Here is a 17,652-nt window from a genome sequence, read left to right on the forward strand (position 1 = left end):
GAGGAGAACACTGTGCCCGAACTGCTCTTCCCATTGGACTCGACGAAGAAGTTCACCGACCAGCAGATCGTCGGACACAACCGCTGGCACCCCGACATTCCCGCGGCCGTCACGGTCAAACCGGGCACCAGCTTTCGGGCTCATTGCCGAGAATGGTTCGACGGCGCCATCGTCAACGACGATTCCGCACAGGACATCCTGAACGCCCCGCTCAAGGGCGTGCACTGCTTGTCGGGTCCGTTCGCCATCGAGGGTGCCGAACCCGGCGATCTGCTGATCGTCGACATCCTGGATGTGGGGCCCATCCCCCAGGAAGACTCCGGGCCGCTGGCCGGACAGGGCTGGGGCTACACCGGCATCTTCGCCAAGGAGAACGGCGGCGGATTCCTCACTGACCAGTTCCCCGACGCCTACAAGGCGATTTGGGATTTCTCCGGCCAGAGCGCGACCTCCCGGCACGTCCCCGGAGTCAAGTACACCGGCATCGTGCATCCCGGTCTGATGGGTACCGCGCCCTCGGCCGCGCTCCTGGCCAAGTGGAACGCGCGCGAGGGCGCGTTGATTGCGACGGACCCCGAGCGGGTGCCGCCGCTGGCGCTCCCCCCGGAACCGCAGGACGCCATCCTCGGCAGCCTGACCGGTACCGCCTTCACCAAGGCCGCCGCCGAGGCCGCCCGCACCGCACCGCCCCGGGAGAATGGCGGCAACCAGGACATCAAGAATCTGACCAAGGGCACCCGGGTCTTCTATCCGGTGTTCGTGCCCGGGGCGAACCTGTCGTTCGGCGACCTGCACTTCTCCCAGGGCGACGGCGAGATCACCTTCTGCGGCGCCATCGAGATGGGCGGATTCCTGGACTTGCATGTCGATCTCATCAAGGGCGGCATGGACACCTACGGCGTGCACGAGAACGCGATCTTCATGCCCGGCAACACCGATCCGCAGTATTCGGAGTGGATCGCGTTCTCGGGAACGTCGGTCACTCTCGACGGCGAACAGAAGTATCTGGATTCCGATCTGGCCTACCGGCGGGCCTGCCTGCACGCCATCGACTACCTGACCAAGTTCGGCTACCGTCCCGAACAGGCGTATCTGTTGTTGGGTTCAGCGCCCATCGAAGGCCGGCTGTCCGGAGTGGTAGATATCCCGAATTCGTGTGCCACGGTGTATATCCCGACGGCGATCTTCGAGTTCCCCGTCGCACCGTGTGCGGCCGGCCCCCATCAGATCGATCCGGGCATGGGCGCCCCACACGCCGCGTTCTGACCGATTCAGATCGACGCGAGGTCCTGGCCGCGAATCGCCGCCAGGGCCTCGCCCAGGCGCGCGGACAAGTCGGCGTGCCGGGCCACCAGGTGGACCAATTCGTCGGATTTCGCCAGCCGGGCACGAACCCGCTGATAGGCCGCCGTCCCACGCCGGGTCTGGTACACGAGCACCCGGCGCCGGTCGGCGACATCGACCTTGCGCAACACCAGATTGTCGTCGACCATGCCGTCGATCAGCCGCGTCAGACTGGGACCGGGCAAGAGCGTCGCGGCACCAAGGGCCGACATCGCCTTACCCTGACCCCCGGCCAGGGCACTCAGCACATGCCACTGTGCCACCGTCATGCCGTCCAGCTCGGCGGCCACCGCGCGATCCAGTTCGTGCACGACCGTTTTCGCCAGACGCGACAGTTCTTCGATGGCTCCTGGTGCGTCTGAGATGGCGTTCATATCGCCTGGGAGCTTACCTGGGAATTACCGAAACTTTCAGCTGGAAAGAAATCCTGGCCGCCCGGGGGTATCTTGACAGTGATCGCCCCGGCGGTGCAGTCAGGGTCACACAGTATCCGTCGTCGTCCCCGATTCGGGTGAGGTGGTTGAGGATATGGAACGCAACCGCGATGCGGTCGATATCGCGCTGGTGGTGCCGCTAAGCGGGCCCGCGGGCATTTTCGGACCGTCGTGCGAGGTCAGTGCCGAACTCGCCGTCGCCGACATCAACGGCGCCGGCGGCATTCTCGATCGACCCGTACGCGTGCACCCCGTCGATGCGGGCGCTCCGCTGTGGGCGTTGTCGGCCCAGGTCCGGCGCCTGATCGACACCGGCAGGATCGATGCCGTGGTGGGGTGGCACCTGTCCAATGCCCGCCAGGTCATCACCCCGCACACTGCCGGCCGGGTGCCCTACGTCTACACCACGTTCTACGAGGGCGGCGAGAACAACGCCGGCGTCTACATGGTCGGCGAGACGCCGCAGCAGCAACTCTTCCCCGCTCTTCAGTGGCTGCGTTCCAATCGAGACATCCAGCGGTGGTGCATCGTCGGCAACGATTACATCTGGCCGCGGCAGACCGCGGCCGTTACCCGCGACTACATGCGCGCCAACGGTCTGGATTTCGTCGGCGACTCATTCGTCCCGCTGGGCGCCCGAGATTTCCGGAAACCGCTGCAGCTCATCGGGTCCTCTGCTGCAGACGGAGTGCTGGTGTTGATGGTGGGTACCGACAACGCTGCATTCAATCGAGCGTTCGCCCGCGCCGGATTGCAGGAGAACAAGATCCGGCTGTCGTTGATGATCGGGGAAGATGTGCTCAGCGCCAGCGGCGCGGACTGCACGCGGGGGCTCTACACCGCCTGCGGATACTTCGAGAGCCTGGTGACGCCGGAAAGCATGGGTTTCGGATCACGTTACGAGCAGCGATTCGGCGAGGCCGCGCCGGCGCTGAACAATATCGGCGAGTCCTGTTATGAAGGGCTGCTTCTACTTTCGGCGTTGGCAGGCGCGGCAGGAAGTCTTCAGGTTCGGGCAATCGATCAGGTGCGCTCCACGGTGTCCTACCAGGGGCCGCGCGGGGAAGTTGCGATGCGCGGCACCCACACCCACCAACCCGTCTTCCTCGCCGACGCCGCCGACATGGAATTCCGGGTCATCGATCAGCTCAGCGCTTGACCGATGACCCGGCTTCCACCCGTCTAGACGGCCGGACTACTGACCTCCTCCGAAATCGAATGCACTGCAGCGCTTTCGGGCTTCTTACACATATCGTGGCACTCCTTGGTCAGAGTGCACGTCAGCGATGAGATCGCGCCGTGATGGAACGGGCAGTCGTGCACCATGTCCGGCAGTTCGTAACTTCTCTGGTCGACGACGTCGATCAGAGTCTGCCCTGCCCATAACGGCTCCTTCTCGATCTCCTCGCGCAACGGGTTGGGCCGGGCCAGGTAATACTTGCCCTTGGTGATGACGCAGATGACCGGCGAGAGCGCGAACGCCAGGGACAGCGCCAGATACGGTGACCATGCGGCCATGAATGGGCCGAACATGTTGAAGAAGGCCAGGATCGAGAACACCGACCCCACCATCATGGACACGAAGCCCACCGGGTTGATGCTGTACAGGTAGGCCCGCTTGAACTCCACGTAGGGCGGACTGAGTTTGAGCAGGGGCTTGTTGATGATCAGATCGGCCACGATCGCGCCGACCCAGGCGATCGCGACATTCGAGTAGAACCCGAGGATCGTGTTGAGCACCGCAAACATATTGCCCAGCATCAACGACAGGGCTATCGCGATGTGCAATGCGAGGTACACGACGCGCCCGGGGTGGACGTGCAGCACCCGCGAGAAGAAGTTCGACCACGACAACGAACCCGAATAGGCGTTGGTCACGTTGATCTTGATCTGTGAGAGCAGCACCATCAACGTCGCCACTGCCAGCGCCGCGGTGTTGTTGTGAATCACCGATCCGAATCCGCCGAGGAATTGTTCGATCGGCTCGGTGGCCGCCGAGAATCCCACCTTTCCGGCGACGTAGAACGCTAAAAAGGCCCCACAGATCTGTTTGGCCGCACCCAGAACCACCCAACCGGGGCCGGCGGCCAGCACCGCACCCCACCAGCGCCACGCGGGCGTTTCCGACTTCTCCGGCATGAACCGCAGATAGTCGACCTGCTCACCGATCTGCGCGATCAGCGACAGGGCCACGCCCGCGCCCGCGCCGACACCGATCGCGGTCGCCCGCTCGGTGCCTCCGTTGCCGGCCCAGGAGAGGAATCCCTCGAAGCCGGAGGGGTCGGCATAGGCGATGAATGCAATGGGTGCCACGAACAACGCCAGCCACAGGGGCTGCGTCCAGACCTGAAACTTGGCCAGCGCGGTCATTCCGTAGAGCACGAGCGGGATGATGATCAGCGATCCGATGATGTAGCCCAACGCCAACGGAAGACCGAACGCCAACTTCATCGCCTGGGCCATGATGGCACCTTCGAGCGCGAAGAAGATGAAGCAGAAGCTGGCATAGATCAGACTGGTCAGAGTCGATCCGAAGTACCCGAAACCCGCTCCGCGCGTGAGTAGATCCATGTCGATGTTGTACTTCGCGGCGTAATAGGCGATGGGGATCCCGGTGAGGAAGATCGTCACCGCCGCCACCAGGATGGCCACCACAGCACTCGCTGACCCGTGAGTGACCGCGATGGACGCGCCGATCGAATAGTCGGCGAGATAAGCGATTCCGCCGAGCGCCGCAATCGCACACGCCATCGGGCTCCATTTGCGAAATGATTTGGGGGCGTACCGCAATGAGAAGTCTTCGATGGTGTCCTGACTCGCCCAGGTGACGAATCGGGTCCAGGGCCCGGAGCCCGGCGGTGCGCCGGCAGGGTGCAGCTGCACTTCGCCGACCGGTTGCTCAGATGAAGTCATGTGCTGTCTCCTTGCCGCGTCACATGTTGTGCAGCGGCCGCTTCAGAAGGATCCGCATTTCAGACAGCACTGTCCGCGCGGCTAGAAGAGCCGGCGGAATTAGCTCCGCCGCAAGGAAACTAACATTGTTACTTCCATATGGCAGTACTCCAAATGAAAAGTAACGCGCATGACACGTATGGTTTACGCGACGACGCAGATAGCGCTCAACCAGTCAGGAACAGGTCTTTCTCAGGTCCGCGAGCTTGGCAACTATCCGGTCGTTGAGTAGCGACATCTCATACATCTGCGGAGGCGGCGGCGCGCCCGGCGCACGGCCCTGGATCTGGGAACGCAGTGTCGGCAGACTGGTGACGAACTGGTTGGCCAACTGCGCTACCTCCGTGGTCTGCGCCGCCAGGCCGGGATCGGTGACTTTCTGGGAGCGCTCCGCCAGGCCATCGGCCCACTGCTGATAGGCAGCGTCCTCGGCCACCGTCGGCACGCCTTCATTGCCCTTGGAGTCGATCTTCGACGCCTGCGAGCGGCTGTAGTCCAGGAAGTCGATCACCGGCTTGCACTTCTCGGGCGGGCCGTCGAAATATTTCGACCACACCGCGATGCCCACCGCGATGACCAATACAGAGATGGTGAGGATCCACCGCGGACGTCGTCGCACGATCATCCAGCCTAGCGTTCGCGGCTGAACGTTTAACGAGGCGGCAACACCACGAGGGCGTCTACGTAACAGAAACATCGTTCACTGTCGGTGAACGGCCCAACCATGGACGGGCCACCACCCGCAGGAGATTAGATGGATACAGGGACCACAGCATTCATGCTGTGTTGCATCATCGGGCTGACGATGATGATCCCGGGCCTGGCGCTGTTCTACGGCGGCATGGTCTCGGTCAAAAGCTCCACCAACATGATGATGATGACGTTCGGCGCCGTGGCCATCGTCGGCGTGCTCTGGATTTTGTTCGGCTTCTCCATGACGTTCGGGACGTCCTACGGCGGATTCGTCGGCAGCCTGACCGAATTCGCCGGCATGAAGAACCTGCTGGAATCGCAGACCACGATCTCCGGCCTGCCGGTCAGTCTGTTCGCGTTGTTCCAGGCACTGTTTGCGGCGATCACGGTCGCACTGGTCTCCGGCGCGGCGGCCGACCGAATGAAGTTCGCGGCCTGGATGGTCTTCGCGACCCTGTGGGCGGTTCTCTGCTACTTCCCCGTCGCGCACTGGGTATTCGCATTCAACGGCGTCGTCACCCCGGACGCAGTCGGCGGCTGGATTGCCAACAACCTCAAGGCAATTGACTTCGCCGGTGGCACAGCGGTGCATATCAACGCCGGTGCAGCCGCTCTGGCGGTCGCCATAGTGCTCGGCAAGGGCGCCAGCTGGGGCAAGCTGCGCAAGCCGCACAACGTCCCGCTGACACTGCTCGGCGCCGGACTGCTGTGGGCCGGCTGGTATGCCTTCAACGGCGGTTCGGCTCTGGCCGCGGGCAATTCGGCGGCCATCGTCATGGTCACCACCTTCGTCGCAACCTGCGCCGCCACGCTCGCCTGGCTGGCAGTGGAGAAGTTCAAAGACGGCCACGTCACCGGCGTCGGTGCGGCGGCGGGTGCCATCACCGGCCTGGTCGCGATCACCCCGGCCTGTGGTTCGGTGACGCCGGTCGGCGCGATCATTCTCGGCCTCGTCGCGGGCGCCATCTGTCCGTTCGCCGTGGGCCTCAAAGAGAAGTTCGGCTATGACGATTCGCTCGACGTTGTCGGCGTGCACCTCGTCGGTGGTGTCATCGGCACCCTGCTGATCGGCTTCCTGGCCAGCGACACAATGCCGAACAAGGTCAACGGCTTCTTCTACGGCGGCGGTTTCGACCAGCTGTGGCGACAAGCCGTGGCGGCCGGTGCGGTGATGATCTATTCGTTCGTTATCGCGTTCGTCATCGCATGGGCCATCAAGAAGACGATGGGTATCCGCATCTCCTCCGAAGAAGAGGAGAAGGGTATCGACACCCACGTCCACCGCGACCCGGCGTACGAGCTCGAGTACGCCTGATGCGGACTCGAGCCGGGCGTGGTACCTCCTTCCCCCGCCCGGCTCGAGCCCCTCGCGCCACCCCCATTCATCAAAGAACTTGTTGGAGAACATGTCTGCCACCCTCGCTGAGCTGGCCGAGGCCTCAGCAACCAAGTTCATCCTCGCGCTGTTCGTCGACCTCCGCGGGAAGCCCTGTGCCAAGCTGGTTCCCGTCGAGGCCGTCGATCTACTGGCGACCGAGGGTGTCGGCTTCGCCGGATACGCCGTCGGTGCAATGGGTCAGGAGCCCAAAGACCCTGACCTCATGGCAATGCCCGACCCCGAGTCGTTCACCCCGATCCCGTTCATCAAGGACGGCCTGGCGATCGTGCACTGCGATCCGCACGTCGAGGGCCGGCCGTGGCCGTATGCGCCGCGCGTCATCCTCAAGTCGCTGATCCAGCGGGCTGCCGATGCAGGCTTCGAGCCCTGGGTCGGCGCGGAAGTCGAATACTTCCTGCTGACCCGCGGCGCGGACGGCACACTGGCCACCGCCGACACTGCCGACACCGCGGCGCAGCCGTGTTACGACGCGCGCGGTGTGACCCGGATGTACGACCACCTCACCGCGATCTCGACCGCGATGAACACCCTCGGCTGGTCCAACTACGCCAATGACCACGAAGACGGCAACGGCCAGTTCGAGCAGAACTTCCAATTCGCCGACGCGCTGACCACAGCCGACCGGGTGGTGACACTGCGCTACCTGCTGTCGATGATCGCCGCCGAGCGCGGCATGGTGGCCACGTTCATGCCCAAACCCTTCTCCGACCGGACCGGGAGCGGCCTGCATCTGCACCTGTCGCTGACTTGTGGGGGCACACCGGTGTTCCCCGAGGAGTCCGACGATCGCGGGCTGGGACTGTCGCCGACCGCGTATGCGTTCATCGGCGGCATCCTCGACCACGCCTGCGCCCTGCAGGCCGTCGTCGGGCCAACGGTCAACTCCTACAAGCGAACCGGAGCACTGACGACGGCCTCCGGGGCCTCCTGGGCTCCGCGCCTGCCCACCTACGGCGGCAATGACCGCACCCACTACATCCGGGTGCCGGACTCTCAGCGAGTGGAGCTACGCGGCGGCGACGGCTCGGCCAACCCGTACCTGGCCATCGCGGCCGCGCTCGGCGCCGGTATCGACGGCATCAAACGCAGCACCGACCCCGGCGCGATCGGCAACACCGACGGCCGCACCGCCCTGCCGCCCACCTTGCTGCACGCCGTCGAAGAGTTCGAGGGTGACCCGGTGGTCACCGGTGTGCTCGACACCGTAGGCGATGGGGTTGCCAGTTACTTCGCCGGTATCAAGCGGGACGAATTCTTCGCCTACCACAGCGCGGTCAGTCCGTGGGAAGTCGACCAGTACCTGACCGCATTCTGACCCCCGAGGAAGGAACAACCATGTGTGGGATCGTGGGTCTGCACCTGCGCGACCCCCAGCTCTACCCCCGGCTCGGTGAACTGCTGACCGGCATGCTGTGTGAAATGTCGGACCGGGGAAGCGATTCCGCCGGAGTAGCCGTCTACGGTGATCCACGCTGGTCACCGCCGGGGAAGGGCACCGTCTCGGTGCTCGACGTCGACGACAGCCCCGACCAGATGGCCGAGGCGCTCCATGCGGCGCTCGGCGAGGTATCGGTGCACCGCGTCGACGAAACACTGTTGGTGTCGGCCGATGTCGCAGCCGAGACGCTGCATGCGGCGATCACGGCGCACTACCCGCATGCGCTGATCGCGGGGTTCGGCGCAAATGTGGCTGTGCTCAAGGGAGTCGGGCATCCGAAAGCCCTCACCGAGGCATGGGGACTGGCTCATGCGCAGGGCTGGCAAGGGGTGGGTCACACCAGGATGGCCACCGAGTCGGCAGTGATACCGGCCGGCGCACATCCCTACGCGGTCGGTCCGGACCAGTGCCTGGTCCACAACGGATCATTCGCCAACCACGCCACCATCCGTCGCGACCTCCGGGCCCGGAGTGTCGTCTTCGACAGCGAGAATGACACCGAAGTCGGTGCGCGCTTCGTGGCCGACCAGCTGGCCCGGGGCCGCGACGTCGAGACCGCGCTCAAGGAGTTGTGTGCCACCTTCGACGGCTTCTACACGCTGCTGGTGTCCAACCACGACTCGTTCGCCGTTGTCCGGGACGCCATCGCCTGCAAGCCGGCGGTGATCGCCGAGACCGACGAGTGGGTGGCAATGGGCAGCGAATACCGCGCGCTGGCAGGACTTCCCGGCGTCGAGAAGGCGGTCATCTGGGAGCCAGAACCAGAGGTGGTGTACGCATGGACGAGGTGATGACCTTCGATTTGGCGTCCACACCGCTGCGCGAGGTCAACGCCGCCCTACACGCGCCGGGCCTGTCCGGTGAAGTCGCGATCACCAACCCCGCCGGCGCACACAATGTCGCGGTCGGCGTCGACGCCCCGATCCGAGTCCGGATCGACGGTCACGTCGGCTACTACGCCGCTGGGATGAACAAGCAAGCGGAGGTCATCGTCGACGGCAACGCGGGGACCGGAGTGGCCGAGAACATGATGAGCGGCACCGTCTGGGTCAAGGGCAATGCGTCCCAGTCCGCCGGCGCCACCGCACACGGCGGCCTGTTGGTGATCGAAGGCGATGCCGCTGCGCGCTGCGGGATCTCGATGAAAGGAGCCGACATCGTGGTCGGCGGCAGCGTCGGACACATGAGCGCGTTCATGGCCCAGGCGGGACGACTGGTGATCCGCGGCGATGCCGGTGAGGCACTGGGTGATTCGATCTACGAGGCCCGCCTGTACGTTCGCGGCGAGGTCGCCTCGCTCGGGGCGGACTGCATCGCCAAGGAGATGCGCGCCGAGCACCACGAAGAACTCAGCCGCCTGCTCAAGGCCGCCGGATTCGAGGACGATGACACCAGCTCCTACACCCGCTACGGCTCGGCACGCCAGCTATACCACTTCCACGTCGACAACACAGAAGTGTACTGAATTGACATACGCAGAAGACGACCGCGCCCGCCTCGGCCTGCGCGAGTCAGCAACCTTCGACCGGGCCACGATCGCCGGCATCCAACGAGCCGCCGACACCGGTATCTACGACATCCGCGGCTGGGGCGCCAAACGCGCACTCCCCCACTTCGACGACCTGCTGTTCCTCGGCGCATCGATGTCGCGCTACCCGCTGGAGGGCTACCGCGAGCGATGCGGTACCGACGTCGTACTCGGCGACCGACACGCCAAACACCCACTGCACCTGGACATCCCGGTGACAATCGCGGGCATGTCATTCGGCGCGTTGTCCGGGCCGGCCAAGGAGGCGCTCGGTCGCGGCGCCAGCGAGGTCGGCACGTCGACCACCACCGGCGACGGCGGTATGACCCCGGAAGAACGCGGACAGTCGAAAACTCTCGTCTACCAATACCTTCCGTCGCGGTACGGGATGAACCCCGACGATCTCCGCAAAGCCGACGCCATCGAGGTCGTGCTCGGCCAGGGCGCCAAGCCCGGTGGCGGCGGAATGCTGCTGGGACAGAAGATCTCCGAACGGGTGGCCGGTATGCGGACACTCCCCGAAGGCATCGACCAGCGCTCCGCCTGCAGGCATCCGGACTGGACCGGGCCAGACGACCTGACCATCAAGATCAACGAACTGCGCGAGCTCACCGACTGGGAGAAGCCGATCTACGTCAAGGTCGGCGCCACCCGCACCTACTACGACGTGAAATTGGCGGTGGCGGCGGGCGCTGACGTAGTCGTCGTCGACGGTATGCAGGGGGGCACCGCGGCCACTCAGGACGTGTTCATCGAGCATGTCGGCATCCCCACGTTGGCCGCGGTTCCACAAGCGGTGCAGGCACTCTCCGAACTCGGCGTGCATCGCAAGGTGCAGCTGATCGTGTCGGGCGGAATTCGGACCGGGGCCGACGTCGCCAAGGCGATGGCCCTGGGCGCCGACGCGGTGGCGATCGGTACCGCGGCGCTGATCGCGCTGGGGGACAACGACCCGAAGTACGCTGCCGAATACGAAAAGCTCGGTAGCGCAGCCGGTTTCTACGACGACTTCCAAGACGGTCGCGACCCGGCCGGTATCAGCACCCAGGATCCCGAGCTTGCGGCCCGACTCGACCCGATCGAGGGCGGTCGCCGCCTGGCCAATTACCTGCGGGTGCTGACCATGGAGGCCCAGACCATCGCGCGCGCGTGCGGTAAGGCACACCTGCTGCACCTGGAACCCGAAGACCTCGTCGCGGTGACCATCGAGGCCGCCGCGATGGCGCGGGTGCCGCTGGCGGGTACGTCGTGGATTCCCGGAGCGGGGCTGTGACCGAGACCGCCGAAGTCGTCATCGTCGGCGGCGGAATCGAGGGGTGCGCCGCCGCCTGGGCATTGAGCCAACGCGGAATCACCGATGTCGTTGTCCTCGAACGTAATACCGTGGGCTCCGGGATGACCGGAAAGTCCAGCGGTATCGTGCGCTGCCACTACGGAGTGAGCTCGCTGGCCGCGATGGCCACCGTCGGCCTGGAGGTGTTCGAGAAAGCCCATGAGATCTTCGGCGACGACATCGGGTTCCGCCAAACGGGATATGTCGTCGGCGTCGGTGAACCCAACGTCGGCTCCCTGCGGAGCAGCATGGCCGCACAGCGCGCCGTCGGTGTGCAGACCGAAGAGATCGATGCCGCCGAGGTGGCCCGACTGTGGCCGTGTGCCGACCTGTCGCCATTCGCCGCGTTCGGTTGGGAGGCGCGTGGCGGGTACGGCGACGCCTACCAGACCGCACAGGCGTTCGCCCTCGCCGCCCGGGCGAGCGGTGTACGAATCCGGCAGGGCGCCAGCGTCACCGGACTGCTGACCGACGGTGACACCGTCACCGGGGTGCGCTTGGCCGACGGCACGCAAGTCAGCGCGGGTAGCGTCGTGGTCGCCACCGGAGTCTGGACCCAGCCGTTTCTGGCGCCCTACGGAGTCGACGTGCCGATCCGGGTGGTCCGCGAGCAGATTGTGATGATCTCGCCCGGTGTCGATCTGGGACCGGTGCCGGTGTTCTCCGATCTGGTGTCACTGCAATACGTACGTCCCGAGGTCGGCGGCGATGTGCTGTTCGGCAACAGTGACCTTTCCGACGTGCTGACCGCCGATCCGGACGATTACCTAAACCGGGCCACCGAAGACTTCATCGATCTCACCGTCGACAAGGTCGGCACCCGTTTCCCCGGCTTCACCGCCGCCGCGATCACGTCGAGCTACGCCGGGTGTTACGACGTCACACCGGATTGGAACCCGGTCATTTCCGCCAGCGGCCGCGACGGGCTGTTCGTGGCTGCCGGGTTCAGCGGTCACGGGTTCAAGATCGCGCCTGCCGTCGGGCGCCTGGTAGCCGACCTCCTTGTCGACGGCCGCAGCAGTGACCCTCGGATACCCGAGACCGATTTCCGGCTGTCCCGCTTCGCCGAGGGGGAGTTACTGAAGAGCCCGTATCCGTATGTGGGTGCGGGGCAGATGCGATAGTGCACTTGTGACCGATCTGCTCCGCAACCAATCGGGAACCGCCCGCGACCGCGACCCGCACGAGCCGGTCGCGGACGTGGAGTTCGAGACCGCGATCGCCCGCAATGTGCGGCAGCTACGCCAGCAGCTGGGGTTCTCCGTCGCCGACATGGCGAGCAGGGTCGGGATCTCGAAGGCGATGATGAGCAAGATCGAGAACGTGCAGACCTCGCCGAGCCTGTCCACTCTGGCTTTGCTGGCCAAGGGTTTCGACGTACCGGTGAGCACGCTGTTCCGTGGCGCCGACGTGGAGCGGCAGGCGGCCTTCGTCAAGGCGGGTACCGGGGCGCGGATCGTGCGCAACGGCACGAGGGCCGGCCACGAGTACGAATTGCTCGGATCGCTGCGCGGCGAGCACAAGCGACTGGAATGCCTGCTGGTCACCCTGTCGGAGAAGAGCACGACCTATCCCCTGTTCCAGCATCCCGGCACCGAGTTCATCTACGTGCTCGAGGGCGTCATGGACTACGCCCACAGCCGCTCGGTGTACCGGCTGCATCCCGGCGATTCGCTGCAGATCGATGGTGAGGGCGCGCACGGTCCCGCGGATCTGATCGAAGTGCCGATCCGATTCCTGTCGGTTATCGCGTTTCCTGACTCCCAGGTCTAGCCGACCGGCCCTTGCCGCCCGAGGCCACCTTTGGGGCGCCGGCGCCGGCGGCCTTGCGCGACGCGTTGGGCGGCTTCGCAGCGCTCGGTGCGACGCTCTGCTGCGCACCGGTGACCGACGCCGACCGTCGGCTCTGACCGACAGCCGGATTCGTGGCCTCCGACGGCGAAGCGACCGCGGACGGAGCGGACCGCTGGGGCGTGGTGGCAGCGACGGGCTGCGCGGGCTGCGCGGGAGGCGTTATCTGCAGCGCTTTGGCGATCGACGGCCCGAATGACAGCAGGTAGCCGAGCGGCCCCGGATTCAGCAGTCCGAAGGCCAGCTGAAAGAGCGGGGTGGAGCAGCAATTCAACGTGGTGTTGAGGTAGACCGCGGGCGCATCGATGAACGCCTGCAACACGGTCTCCGGGGTGGACGGGTATTTGGCGGTGTCGGCGATCAACTGCGCGATCATGACGCCGGGAGCGATGAAGGGGCCGATCAAGCTGAGCGGCGCCATCACCGCGAGGGTGGCCATCACGCCGGCCGCCGCCGCGGCGTGATCACCCATGGTCTGCACGATCTTCAGGGGGGTGCCGCCATCCTGCCCGACGAGCCAGTGCGAATAGGTGGTGAAGTTTTCCGCCACCTGGGTCAAGATCGGCGCGGGTGGGTAATTGACGACCATCGACGCGAGATTGGCGATATCGGCCTGGACATTCTCCTGCAGGGTCTGCCACGCGCCGGTGAGGACGACCGGGACGGCACGCGTAGCCGGCTGCGGATCGGTGGGTAGTGGCGCCAGCGCGATGGTCGCGGCCGCCGTCAGCGACAGCCCGGTCGCGAGCATGGAGCGAACGCTCAGTTGCACGAAGGACTCCCGGTCGCGGCTTGCATCATCGTCAATTTAGCGTGTCGGCGAATTCCCCGGCGCGGATTGGGCGGCGACTTGGCTAGCGCTACGTCCCCGAGCGCTACGTCCCCGGCCCCGGCCGCAACGATGTTCTGTCTCGGATATCCCGGCGACGCCTCGATGAGACGAGTCGACAGGAATCCCCCTTAACAGAATTCGCCCGACCACCGGCAACCGAGCGACGAACGGGCCCGTCCGAATTGCCCACCCCGAGCACAAACCGATCGACGAACCCCCTGCCGCATGGCGCAGAAATCATCAGGCGCTTCTCGGGCTGGACGATACTTGCACACGCAAGTTCAACAGCTGGACTTCCGGCCAGCAGCCCCGCGGCCGCGCTCAGGCCGCTACCGCACCAGAATTGGACTCACCGATGCCGCGGCTGGTCTGCCCGTCTATGGCTACCGGGACATCGCCGGCCAGGGTCACCCGGTGCATCACACGACGCTGGTCGTCGTAGTCGTCGACAGCGCGATGCTGGGTGGCGCGGTTGTCCCAGATCGCGACGTCACCGGGCTGCCAACACCAACGAATCGCGTTCTCCGGCTGAGTGATTCGACGCTGTAGCAACTCGATGAGTGTCGCCGAGTCATGACTGTCCAGACCGACGAGTTGGCGAGCGAAGCCGCCGAGCAACAGTGCGCGCTGACCTGTCTCGGGATGTACCCGCACCACCGGGTGCTCGGTCCGGAAATCCGGGGCGACGAACGCCCGAGCCTCCACGGCGCCGGCCTTAGCCCCAGGGGCCGCGTAGTCGAACCGGTTGCTGTGCACGGCCCACACGTTGTCGGCAAGTGCGCGCAACGGCACGGGCAGCGCGTCGTATGCGGCCACGGTCGAGGCCCACAGAGTGGAGCCGCCATAGCTGGGCAGCGTCACCGCGCGCAGGATCGACGCCTTGGGATAGTCGGCTGTGAAGGTGACGTCGGTATGCCATTGGGTCGCCTTGCCCCATTCGGAATCGATCGGCTGGATCAGCGGCTTGTCGGCGTCGGCGTGCCGGATGGTCGGGTGCCCAACGGGTGTACCCAGGAGCCGGCCGAAGGCTTCCTGCTGCTGGTCGTCGAGATGGTGCTGTCCCCGGATGAATACCACCTTGTAGGTCAGCAGCGCTTGATAGATCTCGTCGGCGATTGTTGCGTCGAGGTCGCCACCGAGCCGGACGCCGTCGATCGTGGCGCCGATCTTGCTGCCGAGTCTGGTCACCGAGATCGCGGTCATGGGCGTGTCCTCTTCAAGCGCGTGTAGTCAACTGTCTACAGTCTGTGTTCCGCTAATGTAGTCGGATGACTACAGGGGGTGCAAGGGGGCGTGACGAGGTAGTGGCTGTGACTTTGGCCGCCGCCGCCGATCTGTTCGCCGAACGTGGGCCGGCTGCGACCTCTATTCGTGACATCGCCGCCAAAGCCGGCGTCAACCATGGCCTGATTCACCGGCACTTCGGGTCCAAGGACCGCCTGATCGGCGCGGTACTCGACCATCTCGGCGCGCAGCTGGCCGACATGCTGGCAGCCGGGGCTGCCGGCAGTGAGGTCGAGGCGGCGATCGATCGGCAGCTGCGGGTGATCGCCCGGGCCAGCTTGGATGGCTACCCCGCGGGTCAGCTTCAGACCCGGTTTCCCAACGTGTCCGACCTCATCGAACAGATGCGGGCGCGTTACTCCACCGAGCATGCGGCGCGGCTCGCGGTCGCGCATATCAACGCACTCCAACTCGGCTGGCGCCTGTTCGGAGATTTCCTGCGGGCCTCGGCCGGGTTGGACGACCTCACCGACGAGGAACTGGCGCAATCGATAGCCGGTGCCATCGCTGCGATGACCAAGTCCGGTCAGAAGCAGTGACGAAATCCGACTTTGGCCAGCTGGCGTGGCGGGAGTACAGTACCGAATTGTGCAGCGGGTGCTCCTCCTCGGACGCCGCGACGGGGTCTGATCCAGACTGGCTTCCCGTCGCGGGTGTTTCGCGATGCGCCGGTCTGAATCCAATCCAAGACACCCGGAGCCAATCGTGACCACCAACAAGCCGTCCTTTGATTCAGTCGACGCCTACGTATCTGCCCGCACCATCTCCACCCCCGCCGGCCCGCGACGAGATGGCCAGCCCTCCTGGAACACCCAGCGCAACTCCTCGATGCCGGTCGACCGGTACCGCTCGTTCGCTGAGGAAGTCGAGCCAGTCACCCTGCCGGACCGCACGTGGCCGGACAGGGTCATCGAGCATGCACCCCTGTGGTGTGCGGTCGACCTGCGCGACGGCAACCAGGCCCTGATCGACCCGATGAGTCCGGCCCGCAAGCGCCGCATGTTCGAGCTGCTGGTCAACATGGGCTACAAGGAGATCGAGGTCGGTTTCCCGTCGGCCAGCCAGACCGATTTCGACTTCGTCCGCGAGATCATCGAGCAGGGCGCCATCCCCGACGACGTCACCATCCAGGTGCTGACTCAGTGCCGCCCCGAGTTGATCACCCGCACCTTCGAGGCGTGCGCTGGAGCGCCGCGAGCGATCGTGCACTTCTACAACTCGACGTCCATCCTGCAGCGCCGCGTGGTGTTTCGGGCCGATCGCGACGCCGTCAAGAAGATCGCCACCGACGGCGCCAAGCTGTGCGTAGCGGAAGCGGCTAAATATCCCGGCACCCAATGGCGATTCGAGTACTCCCCCGAGTCGTATACGGGCACTGAGCTGGAGTACGCAGTCGAGGTGTGCAACGCCGTTGCCGAGATCGTGCAGCCCACCCCGGACGTGCCGCTGATCGTCAACCTGCCCGCGACCGTGGAGATGGCCACGCCCAATGTGTATGCCGACTCGATCGAGTGGATGCACCGGCACCTGACCCCGCGGGACTCGATCATCCTGAGCCTGCACCCGCACAACGACCGGGGAACCGCCGTTGCCGCAGCAGAATTGGGCTACCAGGCCGGCGCGGACCGTATCGAGGGTTGCCTGTTCGGCAACGGCGAGCGCACCGGCAACGTCTGTCTGGTGACGCTGGGCCTGAACCAGTTCTCCCGCGGCGTGGATCCGCAGATCGACTTCTCCAACATCGACGAGATTCGTCGCACCGTCGAGTACTGCAACCAGCTGCCCGTGCACGAGCGCCACCCCTACGGCGGCGACCTGGTGTACACCGCGTTCTCCGGCAGCCACCAGGACGCCATCAACAAGGGCCTGGATGCCATGAAAGTTGCTGCCGACGAAGCGGATTCGGATGTCGACGACATCCTGTGGCAGGTCCCGTACCTGCCGATCGATCCCAAAGACGTCGGCCGCACCTACGAGGCCGTCATCCGGGTCAACTCGCAGTCCGGCAAGGGTGGCGTCGCCTACATCATGAAGGCCGACCACGGCCTGGTGCTGCCGCGCCGGCTCCAGATCGAGTTCTCCCAGGCAATCCAGGCCATCACCGACGGTGAGGGCGGCGAGGTGTCACCCAAGGAGATGTGGGACGCGTTCGCCGACGAATACCTGTCCCCGATCCGGCCGTTGGAGCGCATCCGCCAGAAGGTGGTCGGCGCCGAGGTCGACGGTGGCACGGACGTCATCGAGGCAGTCGTGAAGATCGACGGCACCGAGACCGAGATCACCGGCCAGGGCAACGGACCGCTGGCCGCGTTCGTCGACGCGTTGGGCACAGTCGGTTTCGACGTCAGCGTGCTGGACTATTCCGAGCATGCGATGTCGGCCGGCGAGGAGGCCGCCGCGGCCGCCTACGTCGAGGCGTCCATCGGCGGGCGCACGGTGTGGGGCGTGGGCATCGCGACGTCGATCACGACGGCATCACTGCGAGCCGTGGTCTCCGCGGTGAATCGAGCCGCCCGAATCGGCGCCATCCCAACAACGTAACGTTCTCCCGACGACTTAAGGAG

General features: G+C 65.3%; 16 protein-coding genes. 11 read left to right on the forward strand and 5 right to left on the reverse strand.

Features of this window, described 5'->3' with window-relative positions; genetic code table 11:
- The first annotated feature begins 12 nt into the window (after nucleotides 1–12).
- Nucleotides 13–1,266: a formamidase gene (gene fmdA / locus Y900_RS11150; RefSeq protein WP_036341888.1), complete on the forward strand. Its 1,254-nt coding sequence runs from the start codon at nucleotides 13–15 to the stop codon at nucleotides 1,264–1,266.
- A gap of 5 nt (nucleotides 1,267–1,271) precedes the next feature.
- Here fmdA and Y900_RS11155 read toward each other — a convergent pair whose 3' ends face one another.
- A complete protein-coding gene (locus tag Y900_RS11155) occupies nucleotides 1,272–1,718 on the reverse strand; it encodes a MarR family winged helix-turn-helix transcriptional regulator (RefSeq protein ID WP_109751056.1) in 447 nt (148 codons plus the stop codon).
- Between the two features lie 154 nt (nucleotides 1,719–1,872).
- On the opposite strand from Y900_RS11155, the gene Y900_RS11160 reads away from it, so the two are divergent.
- The gene (locus Y900_RS11160; protein WP_036341889.1) at nucleotides 1,873–2,937 is read left to right on the forward strand and encodes a substrate-binding domain-containing protein; all 1,065 of its coding nucleotides are present in this window, start codon (nucleotides 1,873–1,875) and stop codon (nucleotides 2,935–2,937) included.
- Nucleotides 2,938–2,960: 23 nt separating this feature from the next.
- On the opposite strand, the gene Y900_RS32365 is transcribed toward Y900_RS11160, so the two are convergent.
- Complete coding sequence (locus tag Y900_RS32365) at nucleotides 2,961–4,691, reverse strand: purine-cytosine permease family protein (RefSeq protein WP_081845070.1); 1,731 nt, start codon at nucleotides 4,689–4,691, stop codon at nucleotides 2,961–2,963.
- Nucleotides 4,692–4,905: 214 nt separating this feature from the next.
- Nucleotides 4,906–5,355 carry a hypothetical protein gene (locus Y900_RS11170; protein ID WP_237752540.1) on the reverse strand — a complete coding sequence of 150 codons (450 nt, stop codon included), beginning with the start codon at nucleotides 5,353–5,355 and terminating at the stop codon, nucleotides 4,906–4,908.
- A 129-nt stretch (nucleotides 5,356–5,484) separates the two neighbouring features.
- On the opposite strand from Y900_RS11170, the gene Y900_RS11175 reads away from it, so the two are divergent.
- From Y900_RS11175 to Y900_RS11205, 7 genes are all read left to right on the forward strand, one after another.
- Nucleotides 5,485–6,738: an ammonium transporter gene (locus Y900_RS11175; protein ID WP_036341890.1), complete on the forward strand. Its 1,254-nt coding sequence runs from the start codon at nucleotides 5,485–5,487 to the stop codon at nucleotides 6,736–6,738.
- Nucleotides 6,739–6,829: 91 nt separating this feature from the next.
- Nucleotides 6,830–8,137 (forward strand): type III glutamate--ammonia ligase, encoded by a 1,308-nt coding sequence (gene glnT, locus Y900_RS11180; RefSeq protein ID WP_036341891.1) that lies wholly within the window; start codon nucleotides 6,830–6,832, stop codon nucleotides 8,135–8,137.
- 20 nt (nucleotides 8,138–8,157) lie between these two features.
- The gene (locus Y900_RS11185) at nucleotides 8,158–9,051 is read left to right on the forward strand and encodes a class II glutamine amidotransferase domain-containing protein (RefSeq protein WP_036341892.1); all 894 of its coding nucleotides are present in this window, start codon (nucleotides 8,158–8,160) and stop codon (nucleotides 9,049–9,051) included.
- Nucleotides 9,039–9,725 carry a GltB/FmdC/FwdC-like GXGXG domain-containing protein gene (locus Y900_RS11190; protein ID WP_036341893.1) on the forward strand — a complete coding sequence of 229 codons (687 nt, stop codon included), beginning with the start codon at nucleotides 9,039–9,041 and terminating at the stop codon, nucleotides 9,723–9,725. The genes Y900_RS11185 and Y900_RS11190 overlap by 13 nt, the downstream gene beginning before the upstream one ends.
- Nucleotide 9,726: 1 nt before the next feature.
- Nucleotides 9,727–11,061, forward strand: coding sequence for an FMN-binding glutamate synthase family protein (locus Y900_RS11195; protein ID WP_036341894.1), 1,335 nt, complete (start codon nucleotides 9,727–9,729; stop codon nucleotides 11,059–11,061).
- A complete protein-coding gene (locus Y900_RS11200) occupies nucleotides 11,058–12,245 on the forward strand; it encodes an NAD(P)/FAD-dependent oxidoreductase (RefSeq protein ID WP_036341895.1) in 1,188 nt (395 codons plus the stop codon). Before Y900_RS11195 ends, Y900_RS11200 begins: the two co-directional genes overlap by 4 nt.
- Complete coding sequence (locus Y900_RS11205; RefSeq protein ID WP_051660001.1) at nucleotides 12,220–12,894, forward strand: helix-turn-helix domain-containing protein; 675 nt, start codon at nucleotides 12,220–12,222, stop codon at nucleotides 12,892–12,894. Before Y900_RS11200 ends, Y900_RS11205 begins: the two co-directional genes overlap by 26 nt.
- On the opposite strand, the gene Y900_RS11210 is transcribed toward Y900_RS11205, so the two are convergent.
- Complete coding sequence (locus Y900_RS11210; RefSeq protein ID WP_036341897.1) at nucleotides 12,866–13,744, reverse strand: hypothetical protein; 879 nt, start codon at nucleotides 13,742–13,744, stop codon at nucleotides 12,866–12,868. The genes Y900_RS11205 and Y900_RS11210 overlap by 29 nt on opposite strands.
- Nucleotides 13,745–14,125: 381 nt before the next feature.
- Nucleotides 14,126–15,007 carry a TauD/TfdA dioxygenase family protein gene (locus Y900_RS11215; RefSeq protein ID WP_036341898.1) on the reverse strand — a complete coding sequence of 294 codons (882 nt, stop codon included), beginning with the start codon at nucleotides 15,005–15,007 and terminating at the stop codon, nucleotides 14,126–14,128.
- A 65-nt stretch (nucleotides 15,008–15,072) separates the two neighbouring features.
- Here Y900_RS11215 and Y900_RS11220 point away from each other — a divergent pair, with 65 nt between their 5' ends.
- Nucleotides 15,073–15,627: a TetR/AcrR family transcriptional regulator gene (locus Y900_RS11220; protein WP_036341899.1), complete on the forward strand. Its 555-nt coding sequence runs from the start codon at nucleotides 15,073–15,075 to the stop codon at nucleotides 15,625–15,627.
- A 124-nt stretch (nucleotides 15,628–15,751) separates the two neighbouring features.
- Nucleotides 15,752–17,629, forward strand: coding sequence for a 2-isopropylmalate synthase (gene leuA, locus Y900_RS11225; protein ID WP_081845071.1), 1,878 nt, complete (start codon nucleotides 15,752–15,754; stop codon nucleotides 17,627–17,629).
- Nucleotides 17,630–17,652 lie beyond the last annotated feature (23 nt).

Origin of the sequence: Mycolicibacterium aromaticivorans JS19b1 = JCM 16368 (genome assembly GCF_000559085.1) — a bacterium.
GTDB classification, from domain to species: Bacteria; Actinomycetota; Actinomycetes; order Mycobacteriales; family Mycobacteriaceae; genus Mycobacterium; species Mycobacterium aromaticivorans.

Bases quoted from the DNA above. Each gene is read 5' to 3' on its own strand.
- Y900_RS11155 (WP_109751056.1), bottom strand. From the start codon at position 1,718: ATGAACGCCATCTCAGACGCACCAGGAGCCATCGAAGAACTGTCGCGT.
- Y900_RS11160 (WP_036341889.1), top strand. From the start codon at position 1,873: ATGGAACGCAACCGCGATGCGGTCGATATCGCGCTGGTGGTGCCGCTA.
- Y900_RS32365 (WP_081845070.1), bottom strand. From the start codon at position 4,691: ATGACTTCATCTGAGCAACCGGTCGGCGAAGTGCAGCTGCACCCTGCC.
- Y900_RS11170 (WP_237752540.1), bottom strand. From the start codon at position 5,355: ATGATCGTGCGACGACGTCCGCGGTGGATCCTCACCATCTCTGTATTG.
- Y900_RS11175 (WP_036341890.1), top strand. From the start codon at position 5,485: ATGGATACAGGGACCACAGCATTCATGCTGTGTTGCATCATCGGGCTG.
- glnT (WP_036341891.1), top strand. From the start codon at position 6,830: ATGTCTGCCACCCTCGCTGAGCTGGCCGAGGCCTCAGCAACCAAGTTC.
- Y900_RS11185 (WP_036341892.1), top strand. From the start codon at position 8,158: ATGTGTGGGATCGTGGGTCTGCACCTGCGCGACCCCCAGCTCTACCCC.
- Y900_RS11190 (WP_036341893.1), top strand. From the start codon at position 9,039: ATGGACGAGGTGATGACCTTCGATTTGGCGTCCACACCGCTGCGCGAG.
- Y900_RS11205 (WP_051660001.1), top strand. From the start codon at position 12,220: ATGTGGGTGCGGGGCAGATGCGATAGTGCACTTGTGACCGATCTGCTC.
- Y900_RS11215 (WP_036341898.1), bottom strand. From the start codon at position 15,007: ATGACCGCGATCTCGGTGACCAGACTCGGCAGCAAGATCGGCGCCACG.
- Y900_RS11220 (WP_036341899.1), top strand. From the start codon at position 15,073: ATGACTACAGGGGGTGCAAGGGGGCGTGACGAGGTAGTGGCTGTGACT.
- leuA (WP_081845071.1), top strand. From the start codon at position 15,752: ATGCGCCGGTCTGAATCCAATCCAAGACACCCGGAGCCAATCGTGACC.